Here is a 14,999-nt window from a genome sequence, read left to right on the forward strand (position 1 = left end):
GTCGATGGAAGTATTCCGCACCCTGTCAACGCCGCTTGAAGGGAACTATCGCTGGCTTGCCGCTGAACTGGCCACCCTGCATTACGCGGCCTTCTGTCAGCGCGTGGCCGACCGCGATGGAGGCGGCCACCACCGCGAGCCATTGTCCCAGTTGCTGGAAAAGGTCAGCAGTCGGCCCCCATCGCTGGGCTGCTGGACCCCGGAAGCCAGTATCATCTTTGCAGGCATCAAGCCCCCGGGTGCAGCGCCCGGGCACATCGCCAGCGACGACTGGCTGCGCGCCCAGGCCCTGCTCAGCGGCGTCGCGCTGGGCCTGCTGGATGACGTGGAACTGGCGCTGGACGTCGACCAGCCTCTGCTGCTCTGCGGCCGCGCCCTCAGCGGCAGACTGTCCTTGCAGGCCGATGGTGAGCGCATCGTGGTATGCGAGGCCGATGGTACCCGTACCCACTGGTGCAGGATCGCCGAACGCGATGGCGCACCGGTGTGGAACGACGAGCAGGCGCCAGACAGCTTCGTCATGCGCGATGGCCGCCCCGCCATCCGCCTGGTTGGTGAAGGATGGCACGCAAGCCCATGGATCCAGGACACTTTCCGCGTGCAGGCGCCCAGCGCGGACATGGCGCCGCAGATAGAGGCGGCGCTGGATCTGCTGCAGGACATCGCGCCGGATCATGCGGCATGGGTGTGCTGCCTGCTCAAGGAAATCACGCCGCTGCGGCGGCCGGCGGCCAACACCATCGCGAGCAATTCGTCCGCCCTGCGCATGGGCGGCATCGACCTGGCGGTGCCGGCAAATGCGCTGGAAACCGCCGAAATGCTGGTGCACGAGTGCACGCACCAGTACTACCACATGGCCAGTTGGCTCGGTCCGACTGTGGTGCCCGGCGCCGGCTCGTACTATTCGCCGCTCAAGCACTGCAACCGTCCGCTGGACCGCATCCTGCTGGGCTATCACGCCTTCGGCAACGCGATGATGGTCTTCGACCGCATGGCGGCAAGCGGGTTGCAGGAGCAGATACGGATCCGCTGGGAGACCGTTGCCGGCTACCTGCGCGAGCTCTCCGTTCCGCTGCAGGACGGGGCCGAGCTGAGCGAACTGGGACAGGCGTTGTTCCACCCGCTGCGCGCAAGGCTGGCAGCACTGGAATTCCGCGAGCCGGTCGGAATGAACGCGCCCGCCGACACCGGCGTTGCGGTGCTGGAACGCGTATGAGCGCCCCCCTCCGGAGAGCGTTCCATGCGCCCTGACCCGTTGCCGACCCGACCATTTTTCCGGCCCGAGGCGGAACAGTTCCGGCGCTTCCGGCACCTGGGTTCGATTGCCCTGTTCCGGCCCCTGCCGCTGCGACTGCTGGCGCTTGTACCGCTCGTGGCTATTGCGCTGGCAGGCGCGGGTGCAGCGACGCTGCAGATTGCGCCGCATGCAGACCTGCAAGCCACGGCGGTGGTCAGCGGCAACGCCTTGCAGCTGCTGCTTGCGCCCGGCAACGAACGCTACTTCCGTCCCGGAGACCACATCCAGCTGATGCAGGGCACCGCGCTGCAAGGCACGGCGCACATCGAAGACACCGCACCGACGGAATGCCCGCCGCGTCTCGACGCCATCTCGAAGGCATCGTGCCTGCGCATCCTCGCGCGTTGGAACCCGCACGGCGCGCAAGCGGCAACGCCACCGACCAGTGTGCGCGGCGCGCCGCGTCGCTTCCTACTGCCCTGATCCAGGCCTATCGTCATGAAGTTGCGCAAGCGCTCCGTTCCGATGATCTACCAGGCCGAAAGCAGCGAGTGCGCCTTGGCCTGCCTGGCCATGGTCGGCGCACGTCACGGCATGGACATCCCGCTGCTGGAACTACGCGAGCGCTTCCCCATTTCGTTGAAGGGCTCCACCCTGCGCGATGTGGTGGAGCTTGCCGACAAGATGGAGCTCGACGCACGCTCAGTGCGCTGCGAAATGAGCGACCTGCCACGCCTGCAGCTGCCCGCCCTGCTGCACTGGGACTTCGAGCACTTCGTCGTGCTGGTGGCGGCGCGCGGCGATATCGCGACCATCCATGACCCAGCGCACGGCGTACTGCGGCTGCGGCTGGCCGATGTGTCGCACCATTTCACCGGTATCGCGGTGGAGCTGGCGCCACGGCCCGCGTTCAAGGTGCAGCGGGTGGATAAGCACTTCACCCTGGCCGCTCTGCTGCGGCACAGCCGCGGCGTATTCGGCTACGCTGGCCAGGTCCTGTGGATCACCCTGTTCCTTGAACTGTTCGCCCTGCTCAGCCCGCTGCTGCTGAAGACCGTCATCGACACCGGTCTTGCCCGCCAGGACATGGGCTTCATCGCTGCGATCACTGCCGGCTTTGCCGGCGTGGCGCTGCTGCACGGCGCCGTTGCGCTGGCCCGTGACTACGTGCTGCTGCACTTTGGCTCCAGCTTCAACGCGCAGTTCATGGGAATGCTCATCCAGCGGATGATGCGTCTGCCGCTCGGCTTCTACGCGAAACGATCCATCGGCGACCTGGTGGATCGCTACCAATCCACCAACGCCGTCCGCCAGATCCTCACGGGTGCTCTGCCGCGGGTGCTGTTGGACGGCCTGATCGCGCTGGTGGCGCTGGGCATCATCTTTGCCATGTCGCCGGCGCTTGCAGGCATCGCCCTGGGGACGTTCGTCCTGTACTTGGCGGTCCGCCTTTGCTTGTTCAAGCGCATGCGACAGCTCACCGAAGAAGCCGTGAAGGCTCGCTCGGAAGAGAACTCACATGTCATCGAAACCCTGCGCGGCATGCAGCCGATCAAGATCTTCGCCAAGGAACACGAGCGGCTCGGCGCATGGAGCAACCATTACAGCAGGCTGGTAAACGCCGACATCCGCGCGGGCCTGATGGCCTCGTTGCAAGGCGCCAGCAAGGTCACGCTGCTCGGGCTGGACATGGCGGCCAGCGTCTACGTGGGTGCCACCCAGGTCGCGGCGGGCAGCATCAGCCTTGGCCTGTTGTTCGCGCTATTCGTCTACAAGGCGCACTTTGCCACCAAAGCGATGGCGCTGGCGGAACAAACGATGGAACTGCGGCTGGTCGGCCTGCACATGGACCGCCTTTCGGAAATCGCCGTTTCACCGATAGAACAGGATCCTGCTGAGAGCCGCGGCGTACCGGAGCGGATGAAGCAGGATTTCACCATCGAACTGGTTGATATCAGCGCACGCTTCGCGCCACAGGAAAAGCCGGTGCTGCGGAATGTTTCGCTGAAGGTCCAGCAGGGCGACTTCATCGCACTGACGGGACCGTCCGGCAGCGGAAAGACCACCCTGTTCAAGGCGCTGCTGGGCCTGCTGGAGTTGGAATCCGGGCAGATTCGCATCAATGGCGAGGATATCCAGGGTTATGACCTGCAGCAGTACCGTCGCCTGTTCGGTGTGGTGATGCAGGAAGACATGCTGCTGTCCGGCAGCATCCTGGATAACATCGCCTTCTTCGCCTCCAGTCCTGATGAAACACGCGCGCGCCACTGTGCGGACGCTGCGCTGATCCTGGATGACATCGAAGCGATGCCGATGAAGTTCAATAGTCGCATCGGCGATCTCGGCTCCACCCTTTCCGGCGGACAGAAACAGCGGATCCTGCTGGCGCGTGCGCTGTACCACGAGCCACGTATCCTGCTCCTGGACGAGGGCACCGCCAACCTGGACGAAGCGCTGGAGCGCCGGTTGCTGGACAACCTGGCCGGCCTCGGCATCACCTGCGTATCCATTGCCCACCGGCCAGAGACCATTCGCCGTGCCAACCGCGTCTATCACGTGGAAGCCGGCACCGTACGCCTGCGCCCCCAGTCTGCAGCGCCGTCCCCTCTTACCTGCGCCATCCCTTAGACAAGGAGCTGTTCCATGGGTCTACGCCGCATCCCACCCCGCGCGCACAACCGGTCCGATCAGGTCGAGCTGTTCATGCGCCTGTGGGACCTGCCACTGGACGATGCACAGATGCAGCACATCGGCCAGCGCGCACCGATTTCACAAAAGCGCTCTGTTTTCGGCAACATGAACAATGATGGCGCACCTTACCCAGCCAGCAGCTGCCTGGCATCACGGTTCCATCCGGACTTCCTTGCCGTGGTGGAACCGGGCGTGCGCGATTTCCTGGTAGCGATCGCAGTGGACCACAACCTGGTGACCTACACCAGCTGCGAAGGGCACGACTACCGCCCGGATGGCCGGCTGCCGGACGAAAGGCATGTGGGCGTTATTCCACGCAATCGCGAAGAGGGCGAGCGCGCCATTGCGGTGTTCGAGGAAGTAGGACGGTCCATCAACGCGGCGCCAGCTTCCCCGGCAGTGGAGGTGGCCCTGATGCTGAACCGCGTGCATGACGGCGAGGCGGTCTACCCGACCATCGACCTGTATCTGAGCAAGCAACCCAACGCAGGCTGGGACGACTACTTCGCCGATATCGAGCTGATGACGGCCCAGCTGGTGCAGGCACTGGAACGGCATCCACCCATCGCCTGACCCCTGCATCGGCAGGGGCAGGCTCGTCCCTCAGCAGCACGGCTGCCTGCTGTGGCGATTGGCCAATCTACTGCGCGTGCTCCATCGATTCATTCACCGGCGTCTGCACGGCGACGGCGGTGTTCATGCTGGCATGCTCTCGCCGCCGGACAGCCTTGCCAGGTGGCCAAGCATCGGTGCTCAGATCAACCCGACGTTTCCGCCGCAATCTTGATCGACTTGACGTTCACAAACTCCTTCAGACCTTCCGGGCCGTGCTCACGCCCATAACCAGACGCCTTCACCCCACCAAACGGAAGCGCTGGCGATGCCACGTCGAAGGTGTTGATGAAGATCATGCCGGTGTCGAAGTACTTGCTGGCCAGCTCCCGGGCGCGCTGCACGTCGCGGCTGAAGATGCCGCCGCCCAGGCCGTAGCGGCTGTCGTTGGCGATGCGCATGGCATCCTCATCGTCCTCGGCGCGGATGATGGCCGCTGCAGGACCGAACAGCTCATCTTCGTAGGCCACCTGCCCTGGAGCAACATCTGCCAGCACGGTGGCCGGGTAGAACCAGCCGGTGCGGTCCGGCACTTCGCCGCCCACCAGAAGACGGGCCCCTTGCGAGACGCTCTTGGTCACCTGTTCGTGCAGCTTGTCGCGCTGCGCCTTGGAGACCATGGGGCCGAGCTGGGTGTCGTCGGCATTCGGGTCGCCCATCCGGATCGCTTCGAACGCCTTTGCATAGCCGCTGACGAAGGCGTCATAGTTCTTCTTTGTCACGATGAAGCGCTTGGCGTTGACGCAGGTCTGCCCGTTGTTGAACAGGCGGCCCTTGACGCAGGTCGCCACGGCGAGGTCCAGGTCGGCGTCGTCCAGCACCAGATAGGCGTCGTTGGAGCCCAGCTCAAGCACGGTCTTCTTGAGGGCCGCGCCGGCCTTGGCTGCCACGGTACGCCCTGCCGCCTCACTGCCGGTCAGTGTCACCGCGCGCACCAGATCATTTTCCACGATGTCATTGGATTGGTCGTGGCTGATCAACAGCACCCCGAACAGCCCCTTGGGCAGCCCGGCACTCTCGTAGATGTCACGCAGCAGCAGCCCGCTGCCGGTGCAGCTCTCGGCATGCTTGAGCAGTACGCCATTGCCTGCCATCAGGCTGGCGATGGAATAGCGGATCGCCTGGTAGGCCGGGAAGTTCCACGGCTGAATGCCGTAAACCACGCCGATGGGCGCGTGGGTCACGATGCCTGTGGCACCTTCCACATCGCGCTCCTCATTGGCCAGCACGACCGGCCCCTGCTTGGCGGTGTAGTCACAGATACCGGCACACAGCTCGATCTCGGTGCGGCTGTCTTCAATGAGCTTGCCGACCTCGTCGGTCATCAGCTGTGCAAATTCTTCCTTGCGCTCGCGAAGTGCTTTCGCGATGCCAGCGATCACGGTTGCGCGCTCATCCAGGCTGCGCAGACGCCATTGCAGAAACGCTTCATGGCTTGCCTTCACAACGGCGGCGGCTTCGGCGTCAGACATGTAGGAATAGGTGGCGACCACTTCCTCGGTCAGCGGATTGATCGTGGTGAGTTGCTTGTTGGGCATGGAAAGAGACTCTTCGGTTCGAAAGCAGGTCCGTAGAGGGTCGCCGTCGTGCAGTTCCTCTGCCGTGAATTCTTCGGCGGTGCGCATCACTGGAGGTTCACTGGACCCCATTGCTACAGTGCGCCTTCGGCTTGCCCTGACGAACTCCCTACATGCGCTCCTGGTTGCGAACGGTCTCCATCACCCTGGCTGCCTCCTTGGCTACCGCCGCTGTGGCCAGCCTGATGCAGACCCAGATCAATCTGCATGCGCTTACCCAGTTGGGCCTTGAGGTCAGCTGGCAGGCCCGGGCTGCCGTTACCGTGGAGGATCTGGCCCGGTTCGGTCCTGTGATGGTTGGTTTTTCGCTGGCCGGCGGCGTCCTCGCGCTAGGTCTGCAGGCGGGCCTGCGGCGGTTGGGGTTGAGCGCCCTGCCCTGCGCGCTGCTCGCCAGTGTGGTTGGGTTGGCCATCGTGCTGGCGCTGCTGCGCAGCGTGATCCCGATGCCGGCGATCGCTGCGATCCGGGAGATGGCAGGCTTGGCCGTGCTCAGCTTGTGTGGGCTGGTGGGAGGATTTGTGAGCCACACGCTGACGGCGCGTGCCGTGCGCGGGCCACGTCTGCACCGTGGCCTTGCTTACCTGCTGTCTGCCTGCCTGGTGTTGCTGCCGCTTGCGTCGTTCCTGTTGATGCATCCGAAGCCGGAACGGTCACGGCCGCCTGCGGCGTCGGGATACCAAGCGACCATCGTCGCCGACGGCCTCGAATGGCCCTGGTCGTTGGCGGAACTGCCGGACGGAAGACTGCTCGTCACCGAAATGGCTGGCCAGCTTAAGGTGATTGACCGGGCCGGCGAACGTGTGGACGTCAACCTTTCCAAATTGCCCGAGGGGTATCAGCGGGAGCGCGTGATCGGTCTGATGGACATCGCTCTCTCCCCCGATTACGAGAACGACCACCGTATCTATCTGACGCATGGCTACCGCGATCCGCGCGGCGTGGGCGTCCGTTTGATACGTAGTGCGCTCAACTTCGCCGGCGGTGAGTGGTCGATAGATCAGGTGGAGGTTCTATTCGAATCCACGCCAAAACCTAGCGACGGCAACAACGGCGGGCGTCTGGCCTTTCTCGACTCGCACACCCTGCTGATGACGGTGGGCGATGGGAGTGCACGGCGGGAGGAAGCCCAGAACCAAAGCAACTCACTGGGCAAAGTGATGCGCATTTCGCTCGCCCCGGGTGCCGGCGTCGCGGCCGTTTACACCTCAGGGCACCGCAATCCGCAAGGGATCGTGCGTGACCCCGTCACCGGCGCCATCTATGTCAGCGAACACGGGCCGCGCGGCGGCGATGAGCTCAACCGGCTTCGACCGGGTGGCAATTACGGCTGGCCTTTGGTCAGTCATGGTATTGACTACCCGTTTGCCCGGGTGAGCCCGTTTACGCATCACCAGGAGTTCGACGACCCGGAGGTGATCTGGTCGCCGTCGATCGCACCCTCTGGCTTGGCCGTCTATCAGGGCGCCCTTTTCAAGGGGTGGCAGGGCGACTTCCTGGTGCCTGCGTTGCGTGAGCGGAGTGTCCGCCGCCTTGCTCGCGACGGTGACCGTGTAGTGCACCAAGAGCTGTTGCTCGGTGAACTCGGTGAACGTATTCGTGACGTCAAGGTCGCTGGAGATGGTTCCATCTACGCGCTCACCGACGGGGTGGACGGGAAGCTGCTGCGGATGGTGCCAAGGGACCCCTTGAGCACGCCGCTCAAGTGACGCCGGCCGCGACGCTTGCGGTGTCGCGAGCGCTGGAACTATCGGGAGCGCATGCCCACTAGCTGCCGTGATCGGCCAACGCATCGTGAAAGTCGAGCTCGTGGACGATGACAACCCGAGATCCTGCCTTACGCAGCTTAATGGCCTTCTCGACCTTGCGTCCGTAGCACGCAAATGCCCAGCAAGGATTGCCTTCCGCACCGATGACCAGGTAGTGAACTTTCTTCGACGGAGATGAATGGGCTGATCCCCCCAACTTTTCAACGGCGCCTTCGAATTCGGCGCGAGTGAAGCGCGACGATGCGCCTGTAAAGCAGAAGCCCCTGTCCAGGAAACTGATCTCCGGGTCTACCGCGCATAAGCCAACGATCTGCCGCCCTTCCAACACGCGCGGACTGGTGATTGTGCGGTCGTCAAGCAAGGGCGTGAACTCTGCGAAGAAAGCTTGGAGCATCGCGTGTTCCTTCGCGTCTATCTGCTTGTCGGCGAGCACCCCTGTGATCAGGCTGCCCACCTCGTCGAAGGGCCAGCATGTTTTCAGGTGCTCGTGATCTGCCATCCAATCTGACAGGGCGCGCAGCTCTTCCACGGAGATATGCGTGTCCGCAACGATGCCCCCCAAGATGGCGTGCAACCGCTGCAGGTCGGCAGTCACGTCGTCGTAGAATTCAGTCGAGCGCAGACGTTCACACAGCCACACGATGTCTGCGTGCTCTTCCTCGGTCAGGACGCCGTCGGCTACCGCGGCAGTGACAACCGGCACGAGCTCGTTGAAGGGGTGCTGGTCACGCACGGTGTCGTGCTCGGCCAGCCACAGGTTGAGGTAGTCGAGCTCGAGGGCGTTGATCTGGCCGTCGATCACGATGCCTTCCACGATGCCGAGGAGCGCGTTGACGGATTTGTCCAGCCGGGCCTTCGACGTGAACTTGAAATAGTTGCGGTGATCCGAGTGCATTGCGTTACGTCCCTGTTCAACGCCGTCCAGTGGCGTGCTATGGAAACTTACCGCCTTATCGCCATCAGGCGCTAGAGCCGAGATTACACGCGTCCCGCACCGGTTACGGGCAATCTGGCAGCGCGGCGGCGCGTCCACGCGCTATGTCCAGGTTCTTGGGGGGCACTGGCTGGTAGACGCAATGTCGCGTTTTGCCCGCTATCCCGCGGTGTGCTGTCACGCGTCATTCCGGTCGTGGAGCACTGGCGTTGCACCACAGCAGCTCGAACCGCAGCTCAAGCATCTGCCCTGACTCCAGCGGCTTCGGCGCCAGGGTAAACCCGTCCGGCGGCCCAGTCTGCGGCTCCACACAGGTTGCGTGCGCAGTCCCGTCATACACCACCCAGTGCTCCGAGTCCGCCCGCAACTCCAGCCGCTGCGCCCCAGACACCAGCACCACCTCCGCCTTGTTGATGAAGCAGTCATCAAAAGGCCCGGTCGCGGGCGCGGGAGTAGCACGGGGCAAGGTAGCGATGCCCTCCCCGTCCCGTGGATACATCGCACTGGGTGAAAACAGCAGCTGATCGGGCTTTCGAAACCACGGGTGCCAGCCAAGAACCGCCGGCATCGCCTTGTCGCCGGCTTGCACGGCCAGCCTCAGCTTCAGACGGTCGGGCAGCACATGGATCGCCTGCGTCGCACGCCCCCCGAAAGGCCAATAGCCATCCTCAGGAAGCGCCAGTGACAGCGTCGCGGTATCCGCCCCAAGATTTTCAATCCGCCACGGCCGCGAGAACCCTACGCCATGGATGGCATGCGCCCCAAGGTTCGGCGGGAGCTCAAACGCCTTGCCATCAAACACAAAGCGCCCGCGCCGGATCCTCCCCGCCCAAGGCACCATCGGATAGCAGCCCCATCCAATGGCGGCCGCCTCACCCTCGTCCTCGCCCACCAGCCAGTCCACCCCGTCGTACCGCATCTGAGCGATACGGCCACCGGCGTCCGGTGCAAGCGCGACCTCCAGCCTGCCCGCGCGCAACCAGTACAGGCGCCCACCATGCAGCGGCGCCTGCGCATCATCCTCGGGTGATGCCGCTTCAAGCGCCATACGGATCGATCGTCCGGATGCTGCCGTCCGCCTCCATGTGCAGCGGTGTGCACTTGACCGAGCGCAGATGGGTCACGCCGCCGGATAGCAAGGCGTCGTGATAGAAGAGATACCACTGCCCCCCGAACGCGCAGATGGAGTGATGCGTGGTCCAGCCCACCACGGGCTTCAGGATCACGCCGGCGTAGGTGAACGGTCCGTACGGGCTGTCGCCGATGGCGTAGCACAGCAGGTGCGTATCGCCGGTGGAGTACGACAGGTAGTACCGGCCCTGGTATTTGTGCAGCCACGGCCCTTCGAAGAACCGGCGCGCATGATCATCGGCCCGCAGCGGCTGTCCGTGCTCGTCCAGGATCACGATCTCGCGCGTGGGCTCCGCCAGTCGAATCATGCCCGTGTCCAGCCGCCCTACGCGCGGGCCCAGTGCAGGCGCATCGCCGGTGGGCTCTTCGTGCGCCGCATCAAATCGGTTGTCGCGGTACTTCTGCAGCTGGCCGCCCCAGATGCCGCCAAAGTAGAGGTAATGCGTGCCGTCGTCGTCCTCGTACACGGCCGGATCGATGGAGTACGTGCCCTCGATCGGCTCGGGCTCGGCGGTGAACGGTCCCTCGGGAAGGTCCGCGACCGCCACGCCGATCCGGAACATGCCCTGCCCGTCCTTGGCCGGGAAATAGAGGTAGTAGCGGCCGTCGCGGTGGGCCGCATCCGGCGCCCACATCTGCTGGGCGGCCCAAGGCACGTCGCGCATATGCAGCGCCACGCCGCAGTCGGTGGCCTCACCTTCCGGCGAGTCCATCCGCAGCACGTGATAATCCTCCATGCGGAAGTGCCCCCCCTCATCGTCGAAGGGCGCGCCGCCGTCGATGTCGTGCGATGGATAGATGTACAGGCGCGCTTCGAACACATGGGCCGAGGGGTCGGCCGTATAGAGGTGGGTCACCAGCGGCGGGGAGATGGCATGCGCCGCGAGCTGATCAAGGGTACTTCCCTGCCGACGCAGGTGCAGGTCCTGCTCGATGCGCGTCTCCATGCGCTTGTCGATCTTGTAGAAGAAGAGCAGCGCGACCGCGACCAGAAATGGGAGGGAGCAGTAGACGCTTACGGTCAGGCGGATGCCGTCCACCACGGCCTGGGGCTGTTGCTCCGCGCCGGCCTGATAGCCGTGGTGTGCAAGAATGCCGGCGACCAGCGCACCGCCGATGCTGAGCCCGATCTTCAGCCCGCACAGCATCGCGGAGAAGATGATCGCGGTGGCGCGGCGATGGTTCTTCCATTCCGAGTAGTCGGCAACGTCCGCGATCATCGCCCACAGCAGCGGGATGGTGATGCCGTAGCAGAACCCGTGCAGCATGAAGGCGCCAAAGGCCACCCCCACCGCTGTAGGCGGAAGCAGGTAGAACACCAGCAGGAACACGGTAGAGACCAGCAGCGCGCCACCAAATACATCACGCTTGCCGAAGCGGTCGGCCAAGCGCCGGGAGACCCCGATGCCCAGGATCATGCACAGGATGCCGCAGGCGTTGAACAGGCTGAATGCCGAGGTCGCCGGATCCTCCGGCCAGGTGAAGCCGGACAGCCCCCACCCATTGAGCGTGGCGTTCAATCCGCCGATGAAGCGGTTGAAGCCGGAAGTGTCGAGGAAGCCCGCCAGCGCGGCCTCGCTTATGTAGTACTGGAAGTAGTAAATGTACGTGCCGCCCTTCAGGGCCAGGTTGATGAAGACCAACACGGTCAGCGCCAACATCACCTTCCACGGCCGGTTGTGCAGCAGGTCGGTCAGGTCCTGCATCACGCCGCCTGTCTGCTCCTTGGCCGGCACGATGCGCTCGCGGGTGGTGGCGAAGGTGATCAGGAAGAACAGCGTGCCCACCACCGCGAACACGGTCATCACCCGCTCGAAGCCCTGCACCCTATCCCCGTCGCCCAGGATCAGCACCAGCGGCAACAGCAGGACCTGGATGATGAACTGCGCGATCATCACCGCCACGAAGCGGTAGGCCGAAAGGCTGTTGCGCTGGGCCATGCTGCCGGTGAGCACGCCGCTGAGCGCGGAGTACGGCAGGTTGTTGGCCGCGTACACGAACATCAACAGGCCATAGGTCACCAGGGCATAGATAACCTTGCCCTGCGCGCCCAGGTCCGGCGTGCTGAAGGCGAGCAGCGACAGCACACCGAACGGGATCGCCGTCCACAGGATCCAGGGCCGGAACTTTCCCCACCGGCTGACGGTGCGGTCGGCGGCAATGCCGATCAGCGGGGTGAACACGAAGGCACCCAGCAGGCCGATCACGAAGATGATCGTTGCCGCCGTGGCGGGCGGCAACCGGTATACGTCGGTATAGAAGAACGCCAGGTAGGTGATCAGCGTCTGGAAGATCAGGTTGGCGGCGAGGTCGCCCAGGCTGTAGCCCAGCTTCTCCCGGACCGACAGCGTGTGCTCAGGGGTATCGCTGTGGCGGGCATCAATCACGACTCGCCTCCACGGTGAAACGGCTCCGCACCCGGGCATCGGCGCTTGAGCCGCCTATCCTTACTTCGTATGCCCCGGGCCGCACGACATAGGCGCCCTGCGCGTCGTCGTACTCGCGCAGTGCCTGTTGCGCGTCCAGATCGAAGGTCACGGTGCGCCGCTCGCCCGCAGCCAAGTGAACACGTTGGAAGCCGCGCAGCGTCTGCTGCGCATCGCCTGCCCCAGCCGCCAGCCGCCGCACGTACAGCTGCACCACTTCATCGCCCGCGCGTTTGCCGGCGTTCGCCACCTCCACCTGCACCTTGAGCGTGCCGTGGTCGGCGATGCGGGGCGCGTCGAGGCTTGGCTTGCCGTAGTCGAACCGGGTATAGGAGAGCCCGTAGCCGAAGGGATACAGCGGGGTGCCGTGGAAATAGCGGTAGGTGCGGCCTTCCATCGCGTAATCATCGAACGCGGGCATTGCCTGGTCTGCGCGGTAGAACGTTACCGGCAGCCGGCCGCCCGGATTGACGTCGCCAAACAGCGCCTCGCCCACGGCGGTGCCGCCGCGTTGCCCGGGATACCAGCTCATCAGGATCGCGGACAGATTCGCCTGGGCCCACTCCACCGCCAGCGCCGACCCTCCGGTCAGCACCATCACCACCGGCTTGCCCGTAGCGTGCAGCGCTTCCAGCAGGGCGCGCTGGGTAGCGGGCAGGCGCAGGTCGGTGCGGTCGCCGCCGGCGAAGCCCGGATAGTTGACCGTCATCTCTTCGCCCTCGACATCGCCGGTCAGGCCGCCGACGAACACCACCACGTCCGCACTCCGGGCGGCATCGACGGCTTCGTCGAACGGCGGCTTCGCCCCGGGCATGCGCCAGCCCAGCCGCACGCCGGCGTCGCGCTCGGCATCGTAGTACTCCAGCGTCAGCTCATAGGCACGTCCCGCCTGCAGGTCCAGATCGACACCGTCGCTGCGCAGGCGATCACTGTTGGCCCAGTGGTCCAGCACCCGCTTGCCATCCACGTAGAGGCGGAAGCCGTCGTCGGCCGCCGCCTCGATCCGGTAGCGGCCCGATACCGGCGGCAGCAGCTGGCCACGCCAGCGGATGCTGAAGCCATCGTTGGGAATGCCCTGCCCTGGCGCCGCTTCGCCGCGGGCCAGCAGGTTGTCGGTCGGCGAGCCGCGGTCCCAGCGGAACCCGATCTGGGCATCGGTGCGCACCAGTGCTGGGGCTCCTGACAGATCCGGCGTACGGAAGTACTCACCGCGCAGGCCACGTTCCGGGGAGTCGGCCGAGGGCCGCAGATACGCCGCCTCGATCAGCGGCGTCGCGCTGGGATCGTCGCGCCCTTCGACCAGGTCCACACCACGCGCATAGCGCACCTCGATGCCCTTCGCCGCATCGCGGATGCCCTGCAGGATTGTCACCGGTGCCGCCGGTGTGCCGAAGTAGTTGCCGAGCAATGCCATGGTGTCATCGGCGGTCGGGCCGACCACGGCGATGCGCTTGAGGTTGCGTGACAGCGGCAGCACGCCATCGTTCTTCAGCAGCACCAGTGATGCCTGCGCGGCCTTCAGGGCCAGCGCATCGTGCGCCGGGGCCTGGTTCACCGAGGCCGGAATCTGCGCCCAGCGCACGCGCTCGGGCGGATCGAACATGCCCAGCCGCATCCGTGCGGTGAACAGGCGCGTCACCGCGTCATCGATCTCGGCTTCGCTGATCAGACCCTGGCGCACCGCGGCCGGCAGCGTGGCGTACTCCTGGCCGCACTCCAGCTCGGTGCCGTTCTTGACGGCCAGCGCCGCCGCAGCTTCGCGGGTGGGGACGATGTTGTGATGCTTCCAGATATCCACGATGGCCCAGCAGTCCGACACCACGTAGCCCTTGAATCCCCAGTCGCGGCGCAGCACGTCGCGCAGCAGGAACTGGCTGGCGCTGGCGGATTCGCCGTATACCCGGTTGTAGGCCCCCATCACCGCATCCACCTGGCCCTCCTTCACCAGCGCCTCGAAGGCCGGCAGGTAGGTGTCGTACAGATCGCGCTTGCTGGGGCGGGCATCGAAGTGGTGGCGGTCGGCCTCGGGGCCGCTGTGCACGGCCAGGTGCTTGGCCGTGGCGTCCAGCTTGCGGTACACCGGGTCGTCGCCCTGCAGGCCCTGCACGAAGGCGACGCCCATGCGCGCGGTGAGGTACGGGTCCTCGCCGTAGGTCTCCTGGCCCCGCCCCCAGCGCGGGTCGCGGAAGATGTTGATGTTCGGCGACCAGTAGGTCAGTCCCTGATAGCGGCCATGCAAGCCTTCACGGACGAACTGGTGATGCTTGGCCCGCGCCTCGTCGCTGATGGTGGTGGCCATCTGCCTCATCAAGGGCACGTCGAACGTGGCGGCCAGCCCGATGGCCTGCGGGAACACTGTCGCCTGCCCTGCCCGTGCCACGCCATGCAGGCCTTCGTTCCACCAGTCGTAGGCCGGAACGCCCAGGCGCTCGATGGCGGGCGCGGCGTTCTGCATCTGGGCGGCCTTTTCCTCCAGGGTCATCTGCCCCACCAGCGCGGCGGCGCGGGTTCCAAAGCTGGCCGATGCATCCAGCCACGGCTGGGCGTCGGCGGCGTGACCGGTGCTCGCCACTGTCACGGCGGCGCACATCGCCAGCATGCGGAAGATGGGGCCACGACGGCCGC

At 65.1% G+C, this 14,999-nt stretch carries 10 protein-coding genes and 1 pseudogene; 5 read left to right on the forward strand and 6 right to left on the reverse strand.

The features are described 5' to 3' along the window. The first annotated feature begins 4 nt into the window (after positions 1–4). The 4 genes from EDF74_RS06420 to EDF74_RS06435 are packed head-to-tail and all read left to right on the forward strand — an operon-like array spanning position 5 to position 4,501. A complete protein-coding gene (locus EDF74_RS06420; protein WP_123729282.1) occupies positions 5–1,216 on the forward strand; it encodes an aKG-HExxH-type peptide beta-hydroxylase in 1,212 nt (403 codons plus the stop codon). A 24-nt stretch (positions 1,217–1,240) separates the two neighbouring features. Then, positions 1,241–1,720, forward strand: a complete 480-nt coding sequence (locus tag EDF74_RS06425) for a hypothetical protein (RefSeq protein ID WP_123729283.1) — start codon at positions 1,241–1,243, stop codon at positions 1,718–1,720. A 42-nt stretch (positions 1,721–1,762) separates the two neighbouring features. Next, positions 1,763–3,865, forward strand: a complete 2,103-nt coding sequence (locus EDF74_RS06430) for a peptidase domain-containing ABC transporter (protein WP_260232228.1) — start codon at positions 1,763–1,765, stop codon at positions 3,863–3,865. A 15-nt stretch (positions 3,866–3,880) separates the two neighbouring features. Beyond that, positions 3,881–4,501 (forward strand): hypothetical protein, encoded by a 621-nt coding sequence (locus EDF74_RS06435; RefSeq protein WP_123729285.1) that lies wholly within the window; start codon positions 3,881–3,883, stop codon positions 4,499–4,501. Positions 4,502–4,686: 185 nt separating this feature from the next. Here the strand turns inward: EDF74_RS06435 and EDF74_RS06440 are convergent, their stop codons facing one another. Then, positions 4,687–6,078, reverse strand: coding sequence for an aldehyde dehydrogenase family protein (locus EDF74_RS06440; protein ID WP_123729286.1), 1,392 nt, complete (start codon positions 6,076–6,078; stop codon positions 4,687–4,689). Positions 6,079–6,230: 152 nt separating this feature from the next. Here EDF74_RS06440 and EDF74_RS06445 point away from each other — a divergent pair, with 152 nt between their 5' ends. Then, positions 6,231–7,823 (forward strand): PQQ-dependent sugar dehydrogenase, encoded by a 1,593-nt coding sequence (locus EDF74_RS06445; protein WP_123729287.1) that lies wholly within the window; start codon positions 6,231–6,233, stop codon positions 7,821–7,823. A 58-nt stretch (positions 7,824–7,881) separates the two neighbouring features. Here the strand turns inward: EDF74_RS06445 and EDF74_RS06450 are convergent, their stop codons facing one another. The 5 genes and pseudogenes from EDF74_RS06450 to EDF74_RS06465 form a co-directional block, all read right to left on the reverse strand. Beyond that, entirely contained in the window at positions 7,882–8,778 is an 897-nt protein-coding gene (locus EDF74_RS06450; protein WP_123729288.1) for a BRCT domain-containing protein, read from the reverse strand. 223 nt (positions 8,779–9,001) lie between these two features. After that, positions 9,002–9,865, reverse strand: coding sequence for an aldose epimerase (locus EDF74_RS06455; protein ID WP_123729289.1), 864 nt, complete (start codon positions 9,863–9,865; stop codon positions 9,002–9,004). Next, positions 9,855–10,871: a glycoside hydrolase family 43 protein gene (locus EDF74_RS18330; RefSeq protein WP_311316913.1), complete on the reverse strand. Its 1,017-nt coding sequence runs from the start codon at positions 10,869–10,871 to the stop codon at positions 9,855–9,857. The genes EDF74_RS06455 and EDF74_RS18330 overlap by 11 nt, the downstream gene beginning before the upstream one ends. Then, a pseudogene (locus EDF74_RS18335) lies at positions 10,848–12,374 on the reverse strand (MFS transporter); the annotation flags it as partial. The pseudogene EDF74_RS18335 and the gene EDF74_RS18330, both read right to left, overlap by 24 nt. Then, the gene (locus EDF74_RS06465) at positions 12,328–14,973 is read right to left on the reverse strand and encodes a glycoside hydrolase family 3 protein (RefSeq protein WP_184997162.1); all 2,646 of its coding nucleotides are present in this window, start codon (positions 14,971–14,973) and stop codon (positions 12,328–12,330) included. The pseudogene EDF74_RS18335 and the gene EDF74_RS06465, both read right to left, overlap by 47 nt. Positions 14,974–14,999 lie beyond the last annotated feature (26 nt).

The sequence above is a fragment of the Stenotrophomonas rhizophila genome (genome assembly GCF_003751305.1).
GTDB lineage: Bacteria > Pseudomonadota > Gammaproteobacteria > Xanthomonadales > Xanthomonadaceae > Stenotrophomonas > Stenotrophomonas rhizophila_B.

Excerpts from the sequence above, each read along its gene's own strand:
- EDF74_RS06420 (WP_123729282.1), top strand. The coding sequence starts at position 5 with ATGGAAGTATTCCGCACCCTGTCAACGCCGCTTGAAGGGAACTATCGC.
- EDF74_RS06425 (WP_123729283.1), top strand. The coding sequence starts at position 1,241 with ATGCGCCCTGACCCGTTGCCGACCCGACCATTTTTCCGGCCCGAGGCG.
- EDF74_RS06430 (WP_260232228.1), top strand. The coding sequence starts at position 1,763 with ATGATCTACCAGGCCGAAAGCAGCGAGTGCGCCTTGGCCTGCCTGGCC.
- EDF74_RS06435 (WP_123729285.1), top strand. The coding sequence starts at position 3,881 with ATGGGTCTACGCCGCATCCCACCCCGCGCGCACAACCGGTCCGATCAG.
- EDF74_RS06440 (WP_123729286.1), bottom strand. The coding sequence starts at position 6,078 with ATGCCCAACAAGCAACTCACCACGATCAATCCGCTGACCGAGGAAGTG.
- EDF74_RS06445 (WP_123729287.1), top strand. The coding sequence starts at position 6,231 with ATGCGCTCCTGGTTGCGAACGGTCTCCATCACCCTGGCTGCCTCCTTG.
- EDF74_RS06450 (WP_123729288.1), bottom strand. The coding sequence starts at position 8,778 with ATGCACTCGGATCACCGCAACTATTTCAAGTTCACGTCGAAGGCCCGG.
- EDF74_RS06455 (WP_123729289.1), bottom strand. The coding sequence starts at position 9,865 with ATGGCGCTTGAAGCGGCATCACCCGAGGATGATGCGCAGGCGCCGCTG.
- EDF74_RS06465 (WP_184997162.1), bottom strand. The coding sequence starts at position 14,973 with ATGCTGGCGATGTGCGCCGCCGTGACAGTGGCGAGCACCGGTCACGCC.